Origin of the sequence: Actinomadura atramentaria DSM 43919, from assembly GCF_000381885.1 — a bacterium.
In the GTDB taxonomy this organism is placed as follows: Bacteria; Actinomycetota; Actinomycetes; order Streptosporangiales; family Streptosporangiaceae; genus Spirillospora; species Spirillospora atramentaria.
The window spans coordinates 463,250-478,073 of sequence record NZ_KB907209.1; the positions used below are offsets into that span (position 1 = coordinate 463,250).

The 14,824-nt window shown below is 73.4% G+C and carries 11 protein-coding genes; 2 read left to right on the top strand and 9 right to left on the bottom strand.

The features are described 5' to 3' along the window. Positions 1-4: 4 nt before the first annotated feature. Complete coding sequence (locus G339_RS0106110) at positions 5-823, top strand: TrmH family RNA methyltransferase (protein WP_019630195.1); 819 nt, start codon at positions 5-7, stop codon at positions 821-823. Here the strand turns inward: G339_RS0106110 and G339_RS0106115 are convergent. The 3 genes from G339_RS0106115 to G339_RS0106125 form a co-directional block, all read right to left on the bottom strand. Next, positions 810-1,706: a hypothetical protein gene (locus tag G339_RS0106115; protein ID WP_026341189.1), complete on the bottom strand. Its 897-nt coding sequence runs from the start codon at positions 1,704-1,706 to the stop codon at positions 810-812. The genes G339_RS0106110 and G339_RS0106115 overlap by 14 nt on opposite strands. A gap of 129 nt (positions 1,707-1,835) precedes the next feature. Continuing rightward, entirely contained in the window at positions 1,836-2,210 is a 375-nt protein-coding gene (locus G339_RS0106120; protein ID WP_019630196.1) for a hypothetical protein, read from the bottom strand. Positions 2,211-2,238: 28 nt separating this feature from the next. Continuing rightward, complete coding sequence (locus G339_RS0106125) at positions 2,239-6,483, bottom strand: SseB family protein (RefSeq protein WP_157407370.1); 4,245 nt, start codon at positions 6,481-6,483, stop codon at positions 2,239-2,241. 424 nt (positions 6,484-6,907) lie between these two features. On the opposite strand from G339_RS0106125, the gene G339_RS0106130 reads away from it, so the two are divergent. Further along, the gene (locus G339_RS0106130; protein ID WP_157407371.1) at positions 6,908-7,279 is read left to right on the top strand and encodes a hypothetical protein; all 372 of its coding nucleotides are present in this window, start codon (positions 6,908-6,910) and stop codon (positions 7,277-7,279) included. A gap of 55 nt (positions 7,280-7,334) precedes the next feature. Here the strand turns inward: G339_RS0106130 and G339_RS39740 are convergent, their stop codons facing one another. The 6 genes from G339_RS39740 to G339_RS36475 form a co-directional block, all read right to left on the bottom strand. After that, complete coding sequence (locus tag G339_RS39740; protein ID WP_205625488.1) at positions 7,335-10,715, bottom strand: transglycosylase domain-containing protein; 3,381 nt, start codon at positions 10,713-10,715, stop codon at positions 7,335-7,337. A 203-nt stretch (positions 10,716-10,918) separates the two neighbouring features. Further along, positions 10,919-12,049 (bottom strand): FKBP-type peptidyl-prolyl cis-trans isomerase, encoded by a 1,131-nt coding sequence (locus tag G339_RS0106140; protein ID WP_019630199.1) that lies wholly within the window; start codon positions 12,047-12,049, stop codon positions 10,919-10,921. A 298-nt stretch (positions 12,050-12,347) separates the two neighbouring features. Beyond that, positions 12,348-12,713, bottom strand: a complete 366-nt coding sequence (locus tag G339_RS0106145) for a hypothetical protein (RefSeq protein ID WP_019630200.1) — start codon at positions 12,711-12,713, stop codon at positions 12,348-12,350. Positions 12,714-12,721: 8 nt separating this feature from the next. Continuing rightward, positions 12,722-13,090, bottom strand: a complete 369-nt coding sequence (locus G339_RS0106150) for a hypothetical protein (protein WP_019630201.1) — start codon at positions 13,088-13,090, stop codon at positions 12,722-12,724. Positions 13,091-13,114: 24 nt separating this feature from the next. Further along, the gene (locus tag G339_RS0106155; protein ID WP_157407372.1) at positions 13,115-14,362 is read right to left on the bottom strand and encodes a WXG100-like domain-containing protein; all 1,248 of its coding nucleotides are present in this window, start codon (positions 14,360-14,362) and stop codon (positions 13,115-13,117) included. Further along, positions 14,359-14,649: a WXG100 family type VII secretion target gene (locus G339_RS36475; RefSeq protein ID WP_019630203.1), complete on the bottom strand. Its 291-nt coding sequence runs from the start codon at positions 14,647-14,649 to the stop codon at positions 14,359-14,361. Before G339_RS36475 ends, G339_RS0106155 begins: the two co-directional genes overlap by 4 nt. Positions 14,650-14,824 lie beyond the last annotated feature (175 nt).

Sequence of the window (14,824 nt, forward strand, 5' to 3'; positions counted from 1 at the left end):
CGGCATGGCCAGCCTCGTCCCCGTCGCCGACCCCGCCGACCCGCGCCTCGCCGACTACACCCGGCTCCGCGACGTCAACCTCCGCAAGAGCCTCGAAGCCGAGCACGGGCTGTTCATCGCCGAGGGGGAGAAGGTCATCCGCCGGGCGCTCGGCGGCGGGCACCCCGCCCGGTCGTTCCTCATGGCGCGGCGCTGGGTCGAGCCGCTCGCGGACGCGCTCGCCGGGACCGACGCGCCCGTCTACGTCGCGGACGACGCCGTCGTGGAGGCCGTCGCCGGGTTCCCCGTCCACCGGGGCGCGCTCGCGTCGCTGGCCCGGCTGCCGCTGCCCGACGTCGCCTCGGTCGTCGCGGGCGCGCGGCGCGTGCTCGTCCTCGAGGACCTCGTCGACCACGCCAACGTCGGCGCGATCTTCCGGTGCGCCGCCGCGCTCGGCGTGGACGCGGTCGTGCTGTCGCCGCGCTGCGCCGACCCGCTGTACCGGCGGTCGGTGAAGGTGTCGATGGGCGCGGTGTTCGCGGTGCCCTACGCGCGGATGGCGTCCTGGCGGGACGGGCTCGCGCTGCTGCGCGGCGCGGGGTTCACCCTGCTCGCGCTCACCCCGGACGCCGCCGCCGTCCCGCTGGACCGCGCGCCCTCGGGGGAGCGCGTCGCGCTGCTGCTCGGCACCGAGGGCGACGGGCTGACGTCCCACTGGCTGGCCGAGGCCGACGCGCCCGTCCGCATCCCGATGGACCCGGGCGCGCTCGCGGGCGGCGTCGACTCCCTCAACGTGGTCGCCGCCGCCGCCATCGCGTGCTACGCGCTCGTCACCGGGAGCTGAACCGGGAGCGGCGCCCGCCCGGGCGGCGGCGGGCGGCGGCGGTGCGGCGGCCGAGCCGCGCCTGCGTCAGCACCAGCAGCGTCGCGACGAACAGCGCCGCGAGCCACGCGGCCTGGACGCCCGCCGTCCGCTCGAACGCGGCGTCGTCCGCGACGGCCGCCGTGTTGGAGCGCAGCCGGCTCTGCGGGAGCGCGGTCGTGCGCTCCTGCGCCACGGCGGGCGGCGGGGCCTGCGGGGCGACGGACGGGAGCCGCGTGTCCGACCCGGCGACGGGCGGCGCGGCGGTCCGCGGACCCGCCACTCGCGGGACGGACGGGACGGACGGCGCGACCGGCGGCACCGGCGGCGCGGTCAGCTTCCCGTCGCCGGTCGGCTTCGGCTTCGGCTTGGGCTTCTCGGTCGGTTTCGGGGTCGGCTTGGGCTTCGGCTTCACCGGCACCGCGAACGTGATCTTCGTGCCGCCCGTCACCGGCGCGACGTCCTCGGCCGTCGCGGTGACGCTGACCTCGACCTCCTTGGTCGCCGTCGCGTCGCCGGGGACCGCCACCGTCGCGGTGACCGTTCCGGACTCGTCCCGCGCCAGCGCCCCGACCGCGCAGCCGTCGCCCGCGAACGGCGGCGCGCACGCGCCGCCGACCTCCGCGCCGCCGGACGCGGTGATCTTCGTGACGCGCACCCCGGCCGCGTCCGCGCCGTGCGCGCCGATCCGGACCGTCAGCGTCACCGGGTCGCCCGGCGCGGCCTTCGCCGGGGCCGTCGCCGCGACGGTGAGCGTCGCGGGCGCGGACGTGCCGTCGTCCCCCGGCGGCGACTCCGAGGGCGCGGGCGCGGCCGCGATGCCCGCGGCCAGGCCCAGGCCCAGCAGAACTCCGGTCCCCGTCACACGAGCCCTCACCCGGGCGAGCACGTCCCACGCACCTCCGTCGCGTTTGCCCCGAAACGCCCCGGAACGCTCTACCCCGGGAAGTCCTTCTTCACTCCTGCCGGAACGGGTCGGCGATCCGGACGGGCGTCAGACGGTCTCCTCGCGGACGTCCTCGACCTCGTCGCGCGGCGCCCAGCTCTGCCACACGCCCTGGTCCACCCGGTCCAGCCCCAGGCGCTCCGCGACCGGCGCGCGGCCGCCCGTGTACTCCACCCGCAGCCAGCCCTCGTGCTCCCCGACGATCACGAACGGCTCCCCGCGCCACCGGCACGCCGTCCGGACGTACCGCAGCGCCTCCACCTCGAACGCCGGGACGATCCGGCGGTACCGGCCCGGGCGCAGCTCGTCGAACCCGTCCGTCGGCTCGGCCGCGTACAGCCGGATCTCGCCGTCCGCGCCCGGCGCCGCCTCGAAGTCGCGGCCCAGCCAGCGGGCCAGGTAACCGTCCCGAATCGGCGCCATCACGCCTCCCGTCGCATCCGGCGGCCCGTCAACGGCGCTCGCCACCCGGCTCACCCGCCTCCGGCCGCAGCCAGGCCAGCCGGTCCGGGTCGTACATCGCGACGAACCGCTCCGTGCGGTCCGCGCCCAGCAGGTACATCTCCGCGCCGTACGGCAGGCGGACGCTGTCCACCTTGTACTCGCGGATCGAGCCCGCGCTGCCCGGCGCGAAACCCGTCCCCTGGAACGGCGCGGCCTCCAGGACCCAGCCCGCGTCGCCCCACGACGCCAGCTCCTCCTCGGACCGGCCGCCGAACGGCACCCGGTACAGCTCCGCGCAGTACGCGGGCCAGCGGATGACGTACACGCCCTCGTCGGACGGCGCGAACGGCGAGTCCGGGTACAGCAGGCCCAGCGTCTCGTAGAGCTGCGCCGGGGTCTGCAGCTCGGCCACGTCCGACGTCGGGTGGACGAACCCGCCGACGCGGTCGTAGCCCTGCTCCAGGTACCAGCCGACGTGGCCGTGCGGGACGACCTTCTGCATGATCGACGGCTGCGGGACGGGCTCGCCCTCCGGCTCCGGCGGCGCCGGGCGCGCGGCCGGGGCGTCCGCCGGGACGGGCTCGGGGCGCGGGCCGCCGTCGCTCCGGACGTCGTGGCCGGGCTCCGGCCGCCGGTCGAGCCCGTGTTGCAGCCCGTGTTGCAGCCCGTTCTCCGGGACGGCGACGGGCTCCCGGGCGGCGTCCGGTTCGGGAGCGGGCTCGGGGACGAGCCCCGGCGCGGGCTGCGCGTGCGGACCGGACTGATCCTGCTGCGCGTGCTGTTCCTCCGGCGCGGGTAGCGCGTGCGGGCCGGACCGCTCCTGCGGCGCGGGTGGCGTCCCTGGTTGTGCGTGCGGGCCGGATTGTTCCGCGGGGCGCGTTCCCGACTGCTCTTGCGGTGCCGGGCGCGGCGCGGGGCGCGTGCCGACCCGCGCGTGCTCGGGCCGCGACGGCAGCGGACGCGGAGCGGACTCCGCGTACGGCGCGGGCGGGCGCGGCGGCTCCGGCAGCGGCGGGATCTCCGGCCGCGACCGCACCAGGCCGACCCGTACGGCCCACGCGCTCAGCGCCCGGACCTGCTCGCCCTCCAGCGACGCCCCGATCCGCGTGCCCGGGTTGAGGAGCATCGCCCAGTCCGGCCGGGGCCAGGCGGCGATCAGCTCCCGGAAGTCCGCGTACACGAAACGCGACTCTGGCAGCACCTCCCGCAGCCGTACCAGCGACGTGAACACGCGCACCGACACCGCGTCCCGCAGCGCCGCGTCCCACCGGAACTCGCGCTGGACGGGCGTGACCTCCAGCGGCGCGTCGTCGGGGATCGGCACGAGCACGTTCGCGGCGAGCAGCACCCGCAGGAACGCGTCCGAGTCGCCGCTGCGGACGGCCTCGTAGAGCTCCTGGTCGATCCGGTTCCCCGGCTCGAACGCGGCCGAATGGGACTCAGCGGCCGCCGTCCCACGGGCATCCGGCGCGGCCAGGACGGGCTCGTCCATTCCCCGCCGAGGCGGCCCGCCCGCGTCCGGCGCGCCGACCGTGGCGCTGTCCGCGGACGGCGCGGACGGCGCGTCCGGCGCGGGCGGCGTTCCCCCCGCGCCCGGCAGGGGCGGCGTGCTCGCTCCGGGCACGGCCGGTGCGTCCGCCAGCGGCGGGCGCGACTCAACGGATGCGTCCGGCACGGGTGCCGTGCTTGGTTCGGGCGGCGCGCCTTGGGCGTTCGACGTGGGGACCGCGTCCGGTGCGGGCGGCAGGGATGGCGCGTCCGGCATCGACGGCGGGATTTGGGCGTCCGGCATCGACGGCGGGACTGGAGCGTCCGGCGTGGACGGCGGGATTTGGACGTCCGGCGTGGGAATCGCGTCCGGTGCGGACGGCGCGTCCGGCACGGGGATCGCGCCCGGTGCCGGGGACGGCGCGTCGGGAGCGGGTTCCGGGGCCGTGGCGCGGCCCGCGAGGGCCCGGACGCGGTCGGCCGGGAGGACGGCGTCCACCGGTGTGCCCGGGTTCAGCACGAGCGTCCACGACTCGTCCGGCCACGCCGCCGCCATCTCCGCGAAGCTCGGCATGACGAACCGGGACGACCCGATCGCCTCGCTCATCCACCGCAGCGACGTGAACACCTGGATCGACGTGCGGCCGTGGACCGGCACCGGACGCCACGGAAAGTCCGGGTCCTCCGGCGGGATGCCCCACGGCGTCTGCGGCTCCGCCGGGACGAGCACCTGCGCGCCCGTCAGGATCTGGAAGAACGCCTCGGTGTCGCCCCGCCGGGACGCCTCGAACAGCTTCTCCTCGACCTCGTTCTGCGGCTCGAACGCCTCGGCGAGCCGCCGCGCCGCGCGCTGGTCCGCCCAGGTCGCCAGGCCCGGGAGCTGCCCGGCGTGGATCGTCCCCCCGGCGGGGGAGCCGGAGTTCACCGCGAGCGGCCGCGCGGAGTCCGGCCAGTACCGCAGGACGGCCGTGAACGGCAGCGGCATGTACGCCGAGCCCGTCCCGGCGTCGCGCGCGGCCTCGACCAGCCGTTCCGGCGAGGTGAAGACGGGGACGGTCGCGGTGCCGTCGATGTCGCGCGTCGGCCACGGGAAGCCGGGGCGGCCCGGCCGCAGCGCGTAGTCCACGTCGTCGGGGACGGGGAGCAGGACCTCCGCGTCCACGAGCGTGCGCAGGAACAGGTCGTGGTCGTTCGCGGACGCGGCGCGCAGCAGGTCGCGCTCGACGTCGTTGGCGGGCTCGAACGGGCGCGACCTGGCCGGGGCGCGCTCGCGCAGCTCCTCCCACGGCTCGTCGTCGGCGACGACGGGGAGGTCGAGCTGCGTCTCGTCCGGCGCGGGACCGGCGGGGCGCCCGAACGGCGGCGTCCCGGACGCGTCCGCGCCGGACCCCGGGGCCGCGACCGGTTCCTGCGGCGGCGCGCCGGGTTCCTGCGCCGAAGGCGCGGCGGTTTCAAGCACGGCGGGCGGTGCGCTCGGCTCCTGCGGCGGCGCGACGAGATCAGGGGCCGACTCCTGCGGTCGCGCGCCCGAATCATCGGCCGCGGACGCGACGGACTCGTGCGGCGGCGCGCCCGAATCAACGGCCGGCGGCGCGACGGATTCCTGCGGCGGCGCGACGAAATCAGGGGCCGGTGGCGCGGCGGGCTCCTGCCGCGCGCCCGAATCAGGGACTGCGGGCGCGACGGGCACGTGCGGCGGCGCGACGAGATCAGGGGTCGGTGACGCGGCGGGCTCCTGCCGCGCGCCCGAATCAGGGACTGCGGGCGCGACGGGCTCGTGCGGCGGCGCGACGAGATCAGGGGCTGGCGGCGCGACGGGTTCCTGCGGCGGCGCGCCCGAATCAGGGGCCGGTGGCGCGAGGGGCTCGTGCGGCGGCGCGCCCGAGTCAACGGACGGCGGCGCGACGGGCTCCTGCGCGGCCGGGGCGATCGGCTCCTGCGGCGGTGCGACGGAATCGAAGTTCGGCGGCGCGGCGGACGGCGGCGCGACGTCGTCGAGCGCGTCGCCCTGGGGAACCCGCGGCCGCGCGTCGCCCGGATACCCGGCGGGCGCCGGACGCTCGTCCTCGGCGGCGGGCCGGGCCTCCGGCGCGGACGGGTACGGGTCGCGGCTCGTCGGCGGCGCGGTCTCCTCGCGCGGATCGCCCTCCGGAGCCCGGTCGAACGCGGGCGCCTCGCCCGGCGGCGTCCACGGGGCCCGCTCGCCCTCCGGCGCGGCGGGCGCGGCGGGCGCATCCGGCGCGTACGGCTCGGGCGCGGCGTGCCGCGCGCCGGGCGGCACCGGCGTGAGCAGTTCGGGCCGTCCCGCCAGCGGCGGCAGCGCGTCCCCGTCCGCCACCTGCCGCACGAACCAGGACGGCAGCCGCCCCTCGACCGGCAGCGGCGGCGCGTCCGGCAGCCCCGGCGACACGGCGTCCACCGCGAGCCACCAGCGCGGTTCCGGCCAGTTCCGCGCGACGTCCGCGAACGACAGCGTCAGGAAGTGCCGGACCGCCGGGCCGAGGCAGGCCAGCATCGCCGCCGGAGAGGTGAACGCCAGGACGTGGACGCGGCCGTCGTCGTCGCGCGTCGGCCAGGGCGGCTGCACCCGGTTGGCGAGCACGTCGTCCACGAGGTCGGGCGCCACCGGGAACAGCAGTTCCGCCGTCGCGAGCGCCCGGAAGTACCCCTCCCGGTCACCCGCCCGGACCGCCTCGACGAGCCGCCGTTCCAGCTCTGACGTGGGCCGCCAGACGTCGGCCACGGTCGCCACCCCCTGTTTCATCCCGCGCCGCCTTCGTCCCGTCGGCGGCGTCCTGGGAGACGACGCCGCGACGAGTTACGGACCTGCCTACGCTACATGGGCGAACACGGCCAAAGCTCCCGTGTCGGCCGGTCCCGCGGCGGGACGCGGCGACCCCCGTCGCCCCGGTCCCGCGGCATGCGCGACCCCCCGCGCGGCGGAGCGGATTCCCGGCGCGCGCGTCCGCCCGGTCCCCCCGCCGGACGGCGCGGCGACGCCCGGACCCCCAGGACGGGGACACCGGCTCCGCGCTTCACGACAGGGTAGGGGGCGCGTCCCCGCGGCATCCACCGGTACATGAACGTCACCGTGATTCGTTGTGCGAGTCCCGTCGGCGTGAGGCGCCGGAACCCGCGCTGTGCGCCAGTATGGGCGGATGCTCACGGGGACGAAGCAGGAGGGCGTCATGCGATTCGGTCGATTCCGGGCGGTGCCGGGAGCGGTGGCGGTCCTGGCCGCGGTCGGCCTCACGGCGGCGTGCGGCGGCAACTCCGACGCCGTCTGCGGCGAGGCGAAGGCGGCCTACCAGGCGTACATGACGCAGATCAGGACGGTCCCGGCCGCGCAGTCCAAGCCGTGGCAGGCGCCCACCGACCAGCTCGCCGCGAAGATCGCCGCGCTGGCGAAGAAGGCCGACGACAAGAAGCTGCGGACGGTCCTGAACGACGAGGCGGGCAAGCTGCGCACCGCGTCCGCGGCCGTCGCGACCGGCGACGTGAAGGGGCTCAACGCGACCCTCGCCGAGACCCCGCGCAGGCTCGGCGCGGTCTGCGACTGACCGCCGGGGACGGCGAAGGGGCGCGCGGCGCACCGCACGCCCCTCCGGACGGCCACTAGCGGCCGAGTTCGGGGCCCACGCCCCCGCCCCCGCCGCCGGGGCCGTTCCCGCCGCCCCCGCCGGGATTGGTGCCGCCGCCTCCGCCGCCGTTCCCGCCGCCGTCACCGCCGTCGCCGTTCCCGCCGCCGCTGCCGGGCGGCGTGACCGGGCCGCCGGTCGGCCGCGTCGGACCGGACGGCTCCACGGGCGAGATCGGCCCGCGCGTGTCCGGCCCGCCCGGCCGGTTCGTCCGCGGTCCGCCCGGCGTCCCCTGGTTCTGGCCGCCGCCGCTGTCGTAGCCGCCGGTGCGGACGGACGGCTCGCCGAAGTCCTTCGGCTCGTAGCCCTTGATGTCCACGGCCTCGCGCATGTACGACGACCAGATCTGCGCGGGGAGCTGACCGCCGTACGATCCGTAGCCGGGGATGTTCAGCGGCTTCCCGTCCGAACGGAACATCGCGACCGTGGTCGCCATCTGCGGGATGTAGCCGTTGAACCAGATCGCCGCACCGGCGTCGGTCGTGCCGGTCTTGCCCGCGACGTCCCGGTCCGGCAACTGCGCGCCGGTACCGGTGCCGCCGTTGACGACCTGCTCCATCGCGTACGTCGCGTCCCGCGCGACCTGCGCGCTGAACGCCCGCGTGCCCTTCTCGGTGAACGTCCGGGTCTTCCCGTCGTTGTCGGAGACGGACTTCACGACGTACGGCGTGCGGTGGACGCCCTCGGACGCGAACGTCGCGTACACGCCCGCCTGCTCCACCGGGTGCTCGGAGATGACGCCGAGCGGGAACGACGCCGAGGCCCGCTGGGCGGGCGTCATCCGGCCCGCCGGAATGCCCATCTTCTCGGCCATCGCGGCGACCTTCTTGTTGCCGATGTCCTGGGCCAGGTTGATATAGGCCGTGTTGATGGAGTGCTCCGTCGCGGTGACCAGGTTCACCATTCCGAAGTTCTCGTTGCTGTCGTTGTGCAGAGAGACGCCGTTGAAGGTCTGCGGCGAACTCCCGTCGTAGGCCGTCGTCAGCGACTTGCCCGCGTCCAGGGCGGCGGCCAGCGCGATCGGCTTGAATCCCGAACCGACCTGCGCCCAGTCGCTGAACGCGCTGCTGAACGGCTCGTCCAGATAGTTCCGGCCGCCGTAGAACGCGACGACCTGCCCCGTCTTCGGATCGACCGACACGACCGCCGTGCGGATCTTCTTGTTCATCCCGGCGGGCGTGTTGGCCTTCACCGTCGCCTTGAGCTGGTCCATCAGGCGCTTGTCGTACGTCGTGACGATCTTCAGCCCGGACCGGTTGATCTCGTCCTCGCTGTAGCCCCGGCGCTCCGTCAGCTCCTTCTTGGCCACATTGACCATGTAGCCCTTCTGGCCCTTCAGGATGTCGGTGATCTTCTGCTTGGCGGGGGCGGGGAACTTCATCGCCGCCGCCTCGTTCGCGTCCATCGCCTTGTCGCGCACCATGTTGTTCAGCACCGCGCGCCACCGCTGCTCGGCGTACACGCGGTTCTGGCCCGTCGGGTCCGCGAAGTTGCTCGGCTGCTGGATCGCCGCCGCCAGGTACGCCGACTCGGCGGCCGTCAGGTCCTTGACGTCCTTGCCGTAATAGGCGTGCGCGGCGGCCTGGACGCCGTACGCGTCCCGGCCGAAGAAGATGGTGTTCAGATACTGTTCGAGAATCCAGTCCTTCGGCTTCTCCCGGCCCACCTTCAGGGAGACCATGATCTCCTTGAGCTTGCGGGTGACGGACCGCTCCTTGCCGATCCCGCCGTAGTAGTTCCGGACCATCTGCTGCGTGATCGTCGAACCGCCCTGGAGCTGCTCGCCGGTCGCCGTGGACCAGAACGCGCGGACCGTCCCGCTGAACGAGATCCCGGGATCGTCGTAGAAACTGCGGTTCTCCGCGGCGATCACCGCGTCGCGCATGGACTTCGGAATCTGGTCCATCGTGACGGCGTCGCGGTTCACGCCCGTCTTGGCGATGACCGTCTTGCCGTCCGAGTAATAGAACGTCGGGCCCTGCGCGATGGCCGCCTCCTGCGGCGACGGGACGGGCGTCAGGAAATACGCCACCCCGAACGCCGCGACGACCAGCCCGACCAGGCCGAGCAGCGTGAACAGCGCCCGCCGCAGGTAGCGGACGCGTCGGCTGCGCTTCGGTTTGTCCTTGTCGATTTTCCCCGAGTCCCCCGATCCGGGGGAACTCCCGTCCGGCGGGACGTCCGGGGGCGGCGCGGCCCCCGAGCCCGCGCCGTCCTCGGTGTTCAGGGCGGACGTCGCGTCGTCGTCCGGCCCGGTCGTCCCGTCGTTCCCGATCCGGGCGGTCGCCGCCGGATCGTCCGGGCCGCCGGGAACGGCCCCCGCCGCCCCCGCCTCCGGCCCGGCCGCCGCGACGGCCCCCGCCGCCGCGAGGTCGTCGTCGCCGACCACGCGGTCCACGCGCGTCGCGTCCGGAACGACGCGCTCGGCGCGCGTGGCGTCGTCGGCGTCCGCATCGTTCTCGACGCGGGTCGCGCCCGCGTCGGCCACGACCGGCTCGGCGCGCGTGGCGTCGGCCTGCGTGGCGTCGGCCTCGGCCGCGGCGGCCTCCGCGACGTCGGCGTCGGTCACGACGCGCTCGGCGCGGGTCGCGTCGGCGACGGTGCTCTCGGCGCGCGTGGCGTCGTCGGTCTCCGCGTCGTCCGCAGTGGCCTCGACGCGGGTCGCGCCCGCGTCGTCCACGATCGGCTCGGCGCGCGTCGCGTCCGCCTTGTCGGCCCCCGCGGTGCTCGTTTCGTCGGCCTCGTCGGCGCCTGCGGCGCCCTTGACGACGGACTCCGCGCGGGTCGCGTCGGCGGGCTCAGCGCCCTCGCTGTCCGCGCCGCCCGCGTCCCCGGTCGTCTCGTCGGCCTTCTCCGCGTCGCTCGCGCTCTCCGCGCGCGTCGGCTCCGTCGCGTCCCCTGCGGACTCATCGGCCGTGCCCGCAGGCCCGTCGCCCTCGACGGGTTTGTCCGCTTCGCTCGTGCTTCCCGGACGCGTCGGCTTTGCCGACTGCCCTGCGGGCTCGTCGTCCTCAGCGGGCGCGTCCGTTTCGCTCGCGGCCCCGGCGGTCGTGCTCGCGGGTGCGGCGGTGGTCTCGGCGGGGGGATCGTCGGTCGTCGCGGAGGGCTCGGCGCGGTCGTCGCCCGCGTCCGCGGCGGGGTCCGCGGGCTCGTCCGGGGGCTCGTCGGCGGGGGGAGGGGTGGCCGCCGGGTCGTCCCCGGACGCGTCCGGCAGTGCCGGGCCCGAGTCGGAACCCGTGCCGGACCCCGTCTCGGGAGCCGTTTCCGGCGTCGCGGCGGTCGGCTCCCGCCCGGCGTCGCCGTCGCCGCCCCGCCCGGCGGGCACGGTGCCCTCCGGGTTCTTACCGCTGTCGCTCACAAGCCCCCCGTGATGATTCCGTTACCTGACGATACCCGAGGGGACCGATTCACTCGGCCGGTCAATTACTGTCTCCCGGGATTACCTAGAAAGGACGATCGGGGGTTCCCGCCGGTTGACCGGCGGCCCCGACCGTTGAACGCCGAGCGGCGGGACACCCGTTCCCGGGTTCCCGCCGCCGTCTGTGTAGCGATATGTCGGAATTAGCCGGGGATCGTGCCCAGGATGTCCACCACGAACACGAGCGTGTCCGTGCCCTTGATCCCGGCCTGCTCCTGGCCCTTGGACCCGTAGCCCTCCTTCGGCGGCAGGACGAGCAGCACGCGGCTGCCGACCTTCTGGCCCGTCAGCCCCTTGTCGAAGCCCGGCACCGTCGCGCCGGTCCCGATCGGGAACACCGCCGGGACGCCGTTGGTGAAGCTGGAGTCGAAGACCTTGCCGTTGCGCCAGAGCTGCCCCTGGTACTTCACGACCGCGCTGTCGTTCTTCTTCAGCGGCGCGCCCGTGCCCTCGACGAGGGTTTTGACCTGGAGCTTGGACGGCGCGTCCGTCTTCGGGATCTCGACCTTCGGCGCCTCGCCCGCCTTGCCCGGCGTGACCTTCGGCAGGTCCTTGTCCTTCAGCTCGTGCGTCGTGCCGGACGGCCCGGCGTCCTTCGGGTACACGCTGAGGATGTCGATGACGAAGACCATCGAGTCGTTCGCCGAGATGCCCATCTGCTCGCCCTGCGCGCCGAACCCGTCCGCCGGCGGGATCTGCAGGACGACGCGGCTGCCCGCGGTGTGCCCGACGAGGCCCTTGTCGACGCCCTTGACGCCCGTCTTGCCGATGACCAGCGGCCGGATCTGCCCGGCGGCGGCGCTGTAGGAGTCGTCGATCTTCTTGCTGGTGCTCTTCTTCTTGGCCTCGTCGCCGGTGCCCTTGGCCCACTGGTAGAACGTGTACCGGCCGTACACGGCGGCCCCGTCGGCGACGGCGGTGCCCTTGCCCTTGACCGGTGTGGTGACGACGAGCTTCTTGGCGGGCGCGAGCGAGGTGGGGATGGACACCTTGGGCAGCTTGCCGAACGCGCCGGTCACCTTCACCTCGGGCCCCGGCCGCGTCACGATGTAGGTGACCCCGGCCGCCGCCGCGATGACGACGACGAGCGCGGCGACGATCCCGATCCGCCGCCGCTTCTTGGCCTGGGCGGCGGTCAGCGCGGACGGGCGCGGCCCGCTCTTGCGCCCGGCGCTGATGCCGTGCGGGGTGAACTCGGGGCTGCGGATGCTCTTGGCGTTCGGGAGCTTCGCCTTGACCGCCGGCTCGCCCCGGGGCTTGCCATCCTCAGACATGTTTCCTCACTCGCTCCGGGATCGTCGACACCACAACGGTCACACCCTGCCATCGGTCACCTAAGCGGACCGTGAAAACAGGGCAAAGAAGACCGGCTCGCAATCTACCGGTCCCCTGGCCGAGCCTTCGACGGTGCGGCGGACCGTTTTCGGACCGAGTGGTCACGGAGAAAACCGCCACGATACCCGCCCCACCCCCGCCCACCGCCCCTGACACGCCCTGTGAGGCCTACGCCGCACGGCTTCCCCGAACCACCCCCCGCCCGCACACGGAGCGCACACCTGGTCGGCCGCAGGATCACTGCCCGGGCGCGGGCGGATGAGTGAGGACGGCACCGCCACCGAGCACGAGTCGCCAAGTCTCGCCTGGGCGTACCCGGGACTCCAGGAACCACCTGTTCGAGAACACGATGCGCTGATCCCCGTCGTTGAATACGACCCAGGACAGCGGCCTGGCCGAGATGAGCGCGGTGAGTTGTCCGGCCGAGAGGCCGGAGAGCGGACGAGCGCTCTCGTCGCCCTCGCGTCCCACGGTCAAGAACATCTCACCGCTGTACTCCAGGCTCAGTCCCTCCGTCAGGTGAAGGTGAAATCCCGCATCAGTCCTCACTTCGATGACTTCGGTCGCTCTTGCCTGAAGGATCTTTCGATCTTTCAGGATCATGTGCCCGATCAAGTGGGTGGATGGGTCAGTGTGACGCCATCGCCCAGATCAAGTCGCCACGACTGCCCCGAGTCGACGCTCAGGTACAGGTACCAGGCGTTCGAGAACACGATCCGCTGGTCACCGGTGTTGAAGACGACCCAGGACAGGGGTCTGGCGGCAACGAGCCTGTTGACCTGCTCGGGCGGGAGCGTCGACAGCGGTCGGGCGCTCCGAATGCTTTCACCGCCTAGTTTGTAGGTTACTTCTCCGTCGTACTCGAGTTTGAGACCGTCGGTCAGTAGCAGCCGAAAACTGGGGGCCGCATCGACTTCGACGACTCTTGTGCCTCGGGCCTGGAGGATCTTACGGTCTTCGATCGAGTCATACTGGATCATCGATGCAATCCCGGCTGCGCCATGCTAAAGGAAGTCTCCGATGTTGCCAATGCTGTCATCGCTGATTCCTTTCGGTGTCCTGGGGTAAACTTCCCCGGTTCTGATGTCAACGACCATATCGGGATTCTTGTTGCTTCCCAGGCCGCGCCATTTGGCCTTGTTCTTCACGGCATGGATGGCGTCCCTGATCTCCCGGATTGAGTGGTCGCCGTCGTCATAGTTCCGTGCGATCTCCCCTAGGTCCCCCTCGAGATTCTCTTCATCGGCGTCATCGTCCGGATAGTTCCACTCTCGCAGGACCGAATCGTCCATCTCCGCCTGGAGGACTCGGAGGTCGGGGATGTTGGCGGTGCCGATTGTCACCGAGGTGATGAGGTGCCCGGCGAGGCCGCCGGCCGCGATGGTGCCGACCGTTTGCACCAGCCTGCCCGCGGCCGCGGCGAGGCTCGCTCGCAGCGCGGCGAGTTCGACGGCCGTGCTGATGGGGTTCGCCGACGCGCCGCTCACCTTGAGCCGCGCTTGCTGGACGGCCGACGCGTATTCGCCGCACGCGTTGGAGATGCCGAGGCAGAGCAACGGCAAGCCCTCTAGAAGAGTGTTGGCGTTGCAGTCGCCGTACACCTTCTTCCAGTAACCGCCGAACGCGTCGAGATCCGGTGCATCTCCCTGGTCGGTGACCGTCCGAACGTTCGCCGCGAGCCGGTCTCGGGCATTGATCAGACCTTGGTGGGCCGCCTTCCAGGCGCTGGCGGCGGTCAGTAGTTTGCCCGGGTCGGCGGTCGGCCAGTACTCGGATAAATCGATGATCTCCGTGCCGATCAGCGATCCCAGGAGCGAATGCGGTGCGCCCACCCCCTTTCCTCCGGCGGAGGGCGGTTCGCCCAGGCTCAATGGTGCGGCCGGCGTCGTGCCGAGCGCCTGGTCGGCGATCGTGCCGATCGAGTGCGGCAGCACCGAGAAGCCGCCGCCGATCGCGGAGTGGCGGTCGGCGCGGTCGTGGTTGTTCGCCATCTGGGCGAGTCCGCGTGACATGTCGCCCGTCGCGCGGTGTACGGCGGCCCATCCGCGCCACGCCGCCTGGACGGCCGGCGTGTAGGCCGTCACGAAACTCGCGGCGGCCTTGTCCTTGCCGGGGTCGCCCGCCATGCCGCCGGTGCCGCCCAATACATGGGCGAGATTCGTCCACGCGGCGCTGACGTCGTGGTTCTGGACGGCCGCGACACGTCCCGCGACATCGGTGACTAGACCGGTGTCGATGACGACGCGGGTCACGCCGACCACATCCGGACGTTCGTGCTGCTGGAGCTCTGGTAGTTGCGATGCGCTCGCACAATGGTCTTGTGCAATAGCGCCAGTTGGGCGTGGAGGGCGCGGGCCGACGCATCCCATTGCGCGTGGGCGTCCACGTACGCCGCTTTGTCGTCGCCCTCCCAGCGGGCCATCGAGCGGTCGAGGTCGGCGGCTAATTCGTCGAGTGTGGTTTCGAGTTCGTCGAGCGCGCGGTGGAAGAGCTTCTCGGCGTCGCTGAATGCGGAGAACTCGGCTTTGATCTGCCCCATCGGCGGCTCCTGTATCCGCGGGATCGCGTATGTCGGCGGTCAATCTTGCAGTTGATTTGTCTAGCGTCAACCACGTTGTCCGGGCACAGAGGGTGCGTGAAGGATCACGTCCGTCTCGAAGCGGGCGGGGAAGCGGGTTGTCGAATGTCCGTCGCCGCGGCGGGCGCGGGGGATC

Excerpts from the sequence above, each read along its gene's own strand:
- G339_RS0106110 (WP_019630195.1), top strand. The coding sequence starts at position 5 with ATGGCCAGCCTCGTCCCCGTCGCCGACCCCGCCGACCCGCGCCTCGCC.
- G339_RS0106120 (WP_019630196.1), bottom strand. The coding sequence starts at position 2,210 with ATGGCGCCGATTCGGGACGGTTACCTGGCCCGCTGGCTGGGCCGCGAC.
- G339_RS0106125 (WP_157407370.1), bottom strand. The coding sequence starts at position 6,483 with ATGAAACAGGGGGTGGCGACCGTGGCCGACGTCTGGCGGCCCACGTCA.
- G339_RS0106130 (WP_157407371.1), top strand. The coding sequence starts at position 6,908 with ATGCGATTCGGTCGATTCCGGGCGGTGCCGGGAGCGGTGGCGGTCCTG.
- G339_RS0106140 (WP_019630199.1), bottom strand. The coding sequence starts at position 12,049 with ATGTCTGAGGATGGCAAGCCCCGGGGCGAGCCGGCGGTCAAGGCGAAG.
- G339_RS0106145 (WP_019630200.1), bottom strand. The coding sequence starts at position 12,713 with ATGATCCTGAAAGATCGAAAGATCCTTCAGGCAAGAGCGACCGAAGTC.
- G339_RS0106150 (WP_019630201.1), bottom strand. The coding sequence starts at position 13,090 with ATGATCCAGTATGACTCGATCGAAGACCGTAAGATCCTCCAGGCCCGA.
- G339_RS36475 (WP_019630203.1), bottom strand. The coding sequence starts at position 14,649 with ATGGGGCAGATCAAAGCCGAGTTCTCCGCATTCAGCGACGCCGAGAAG.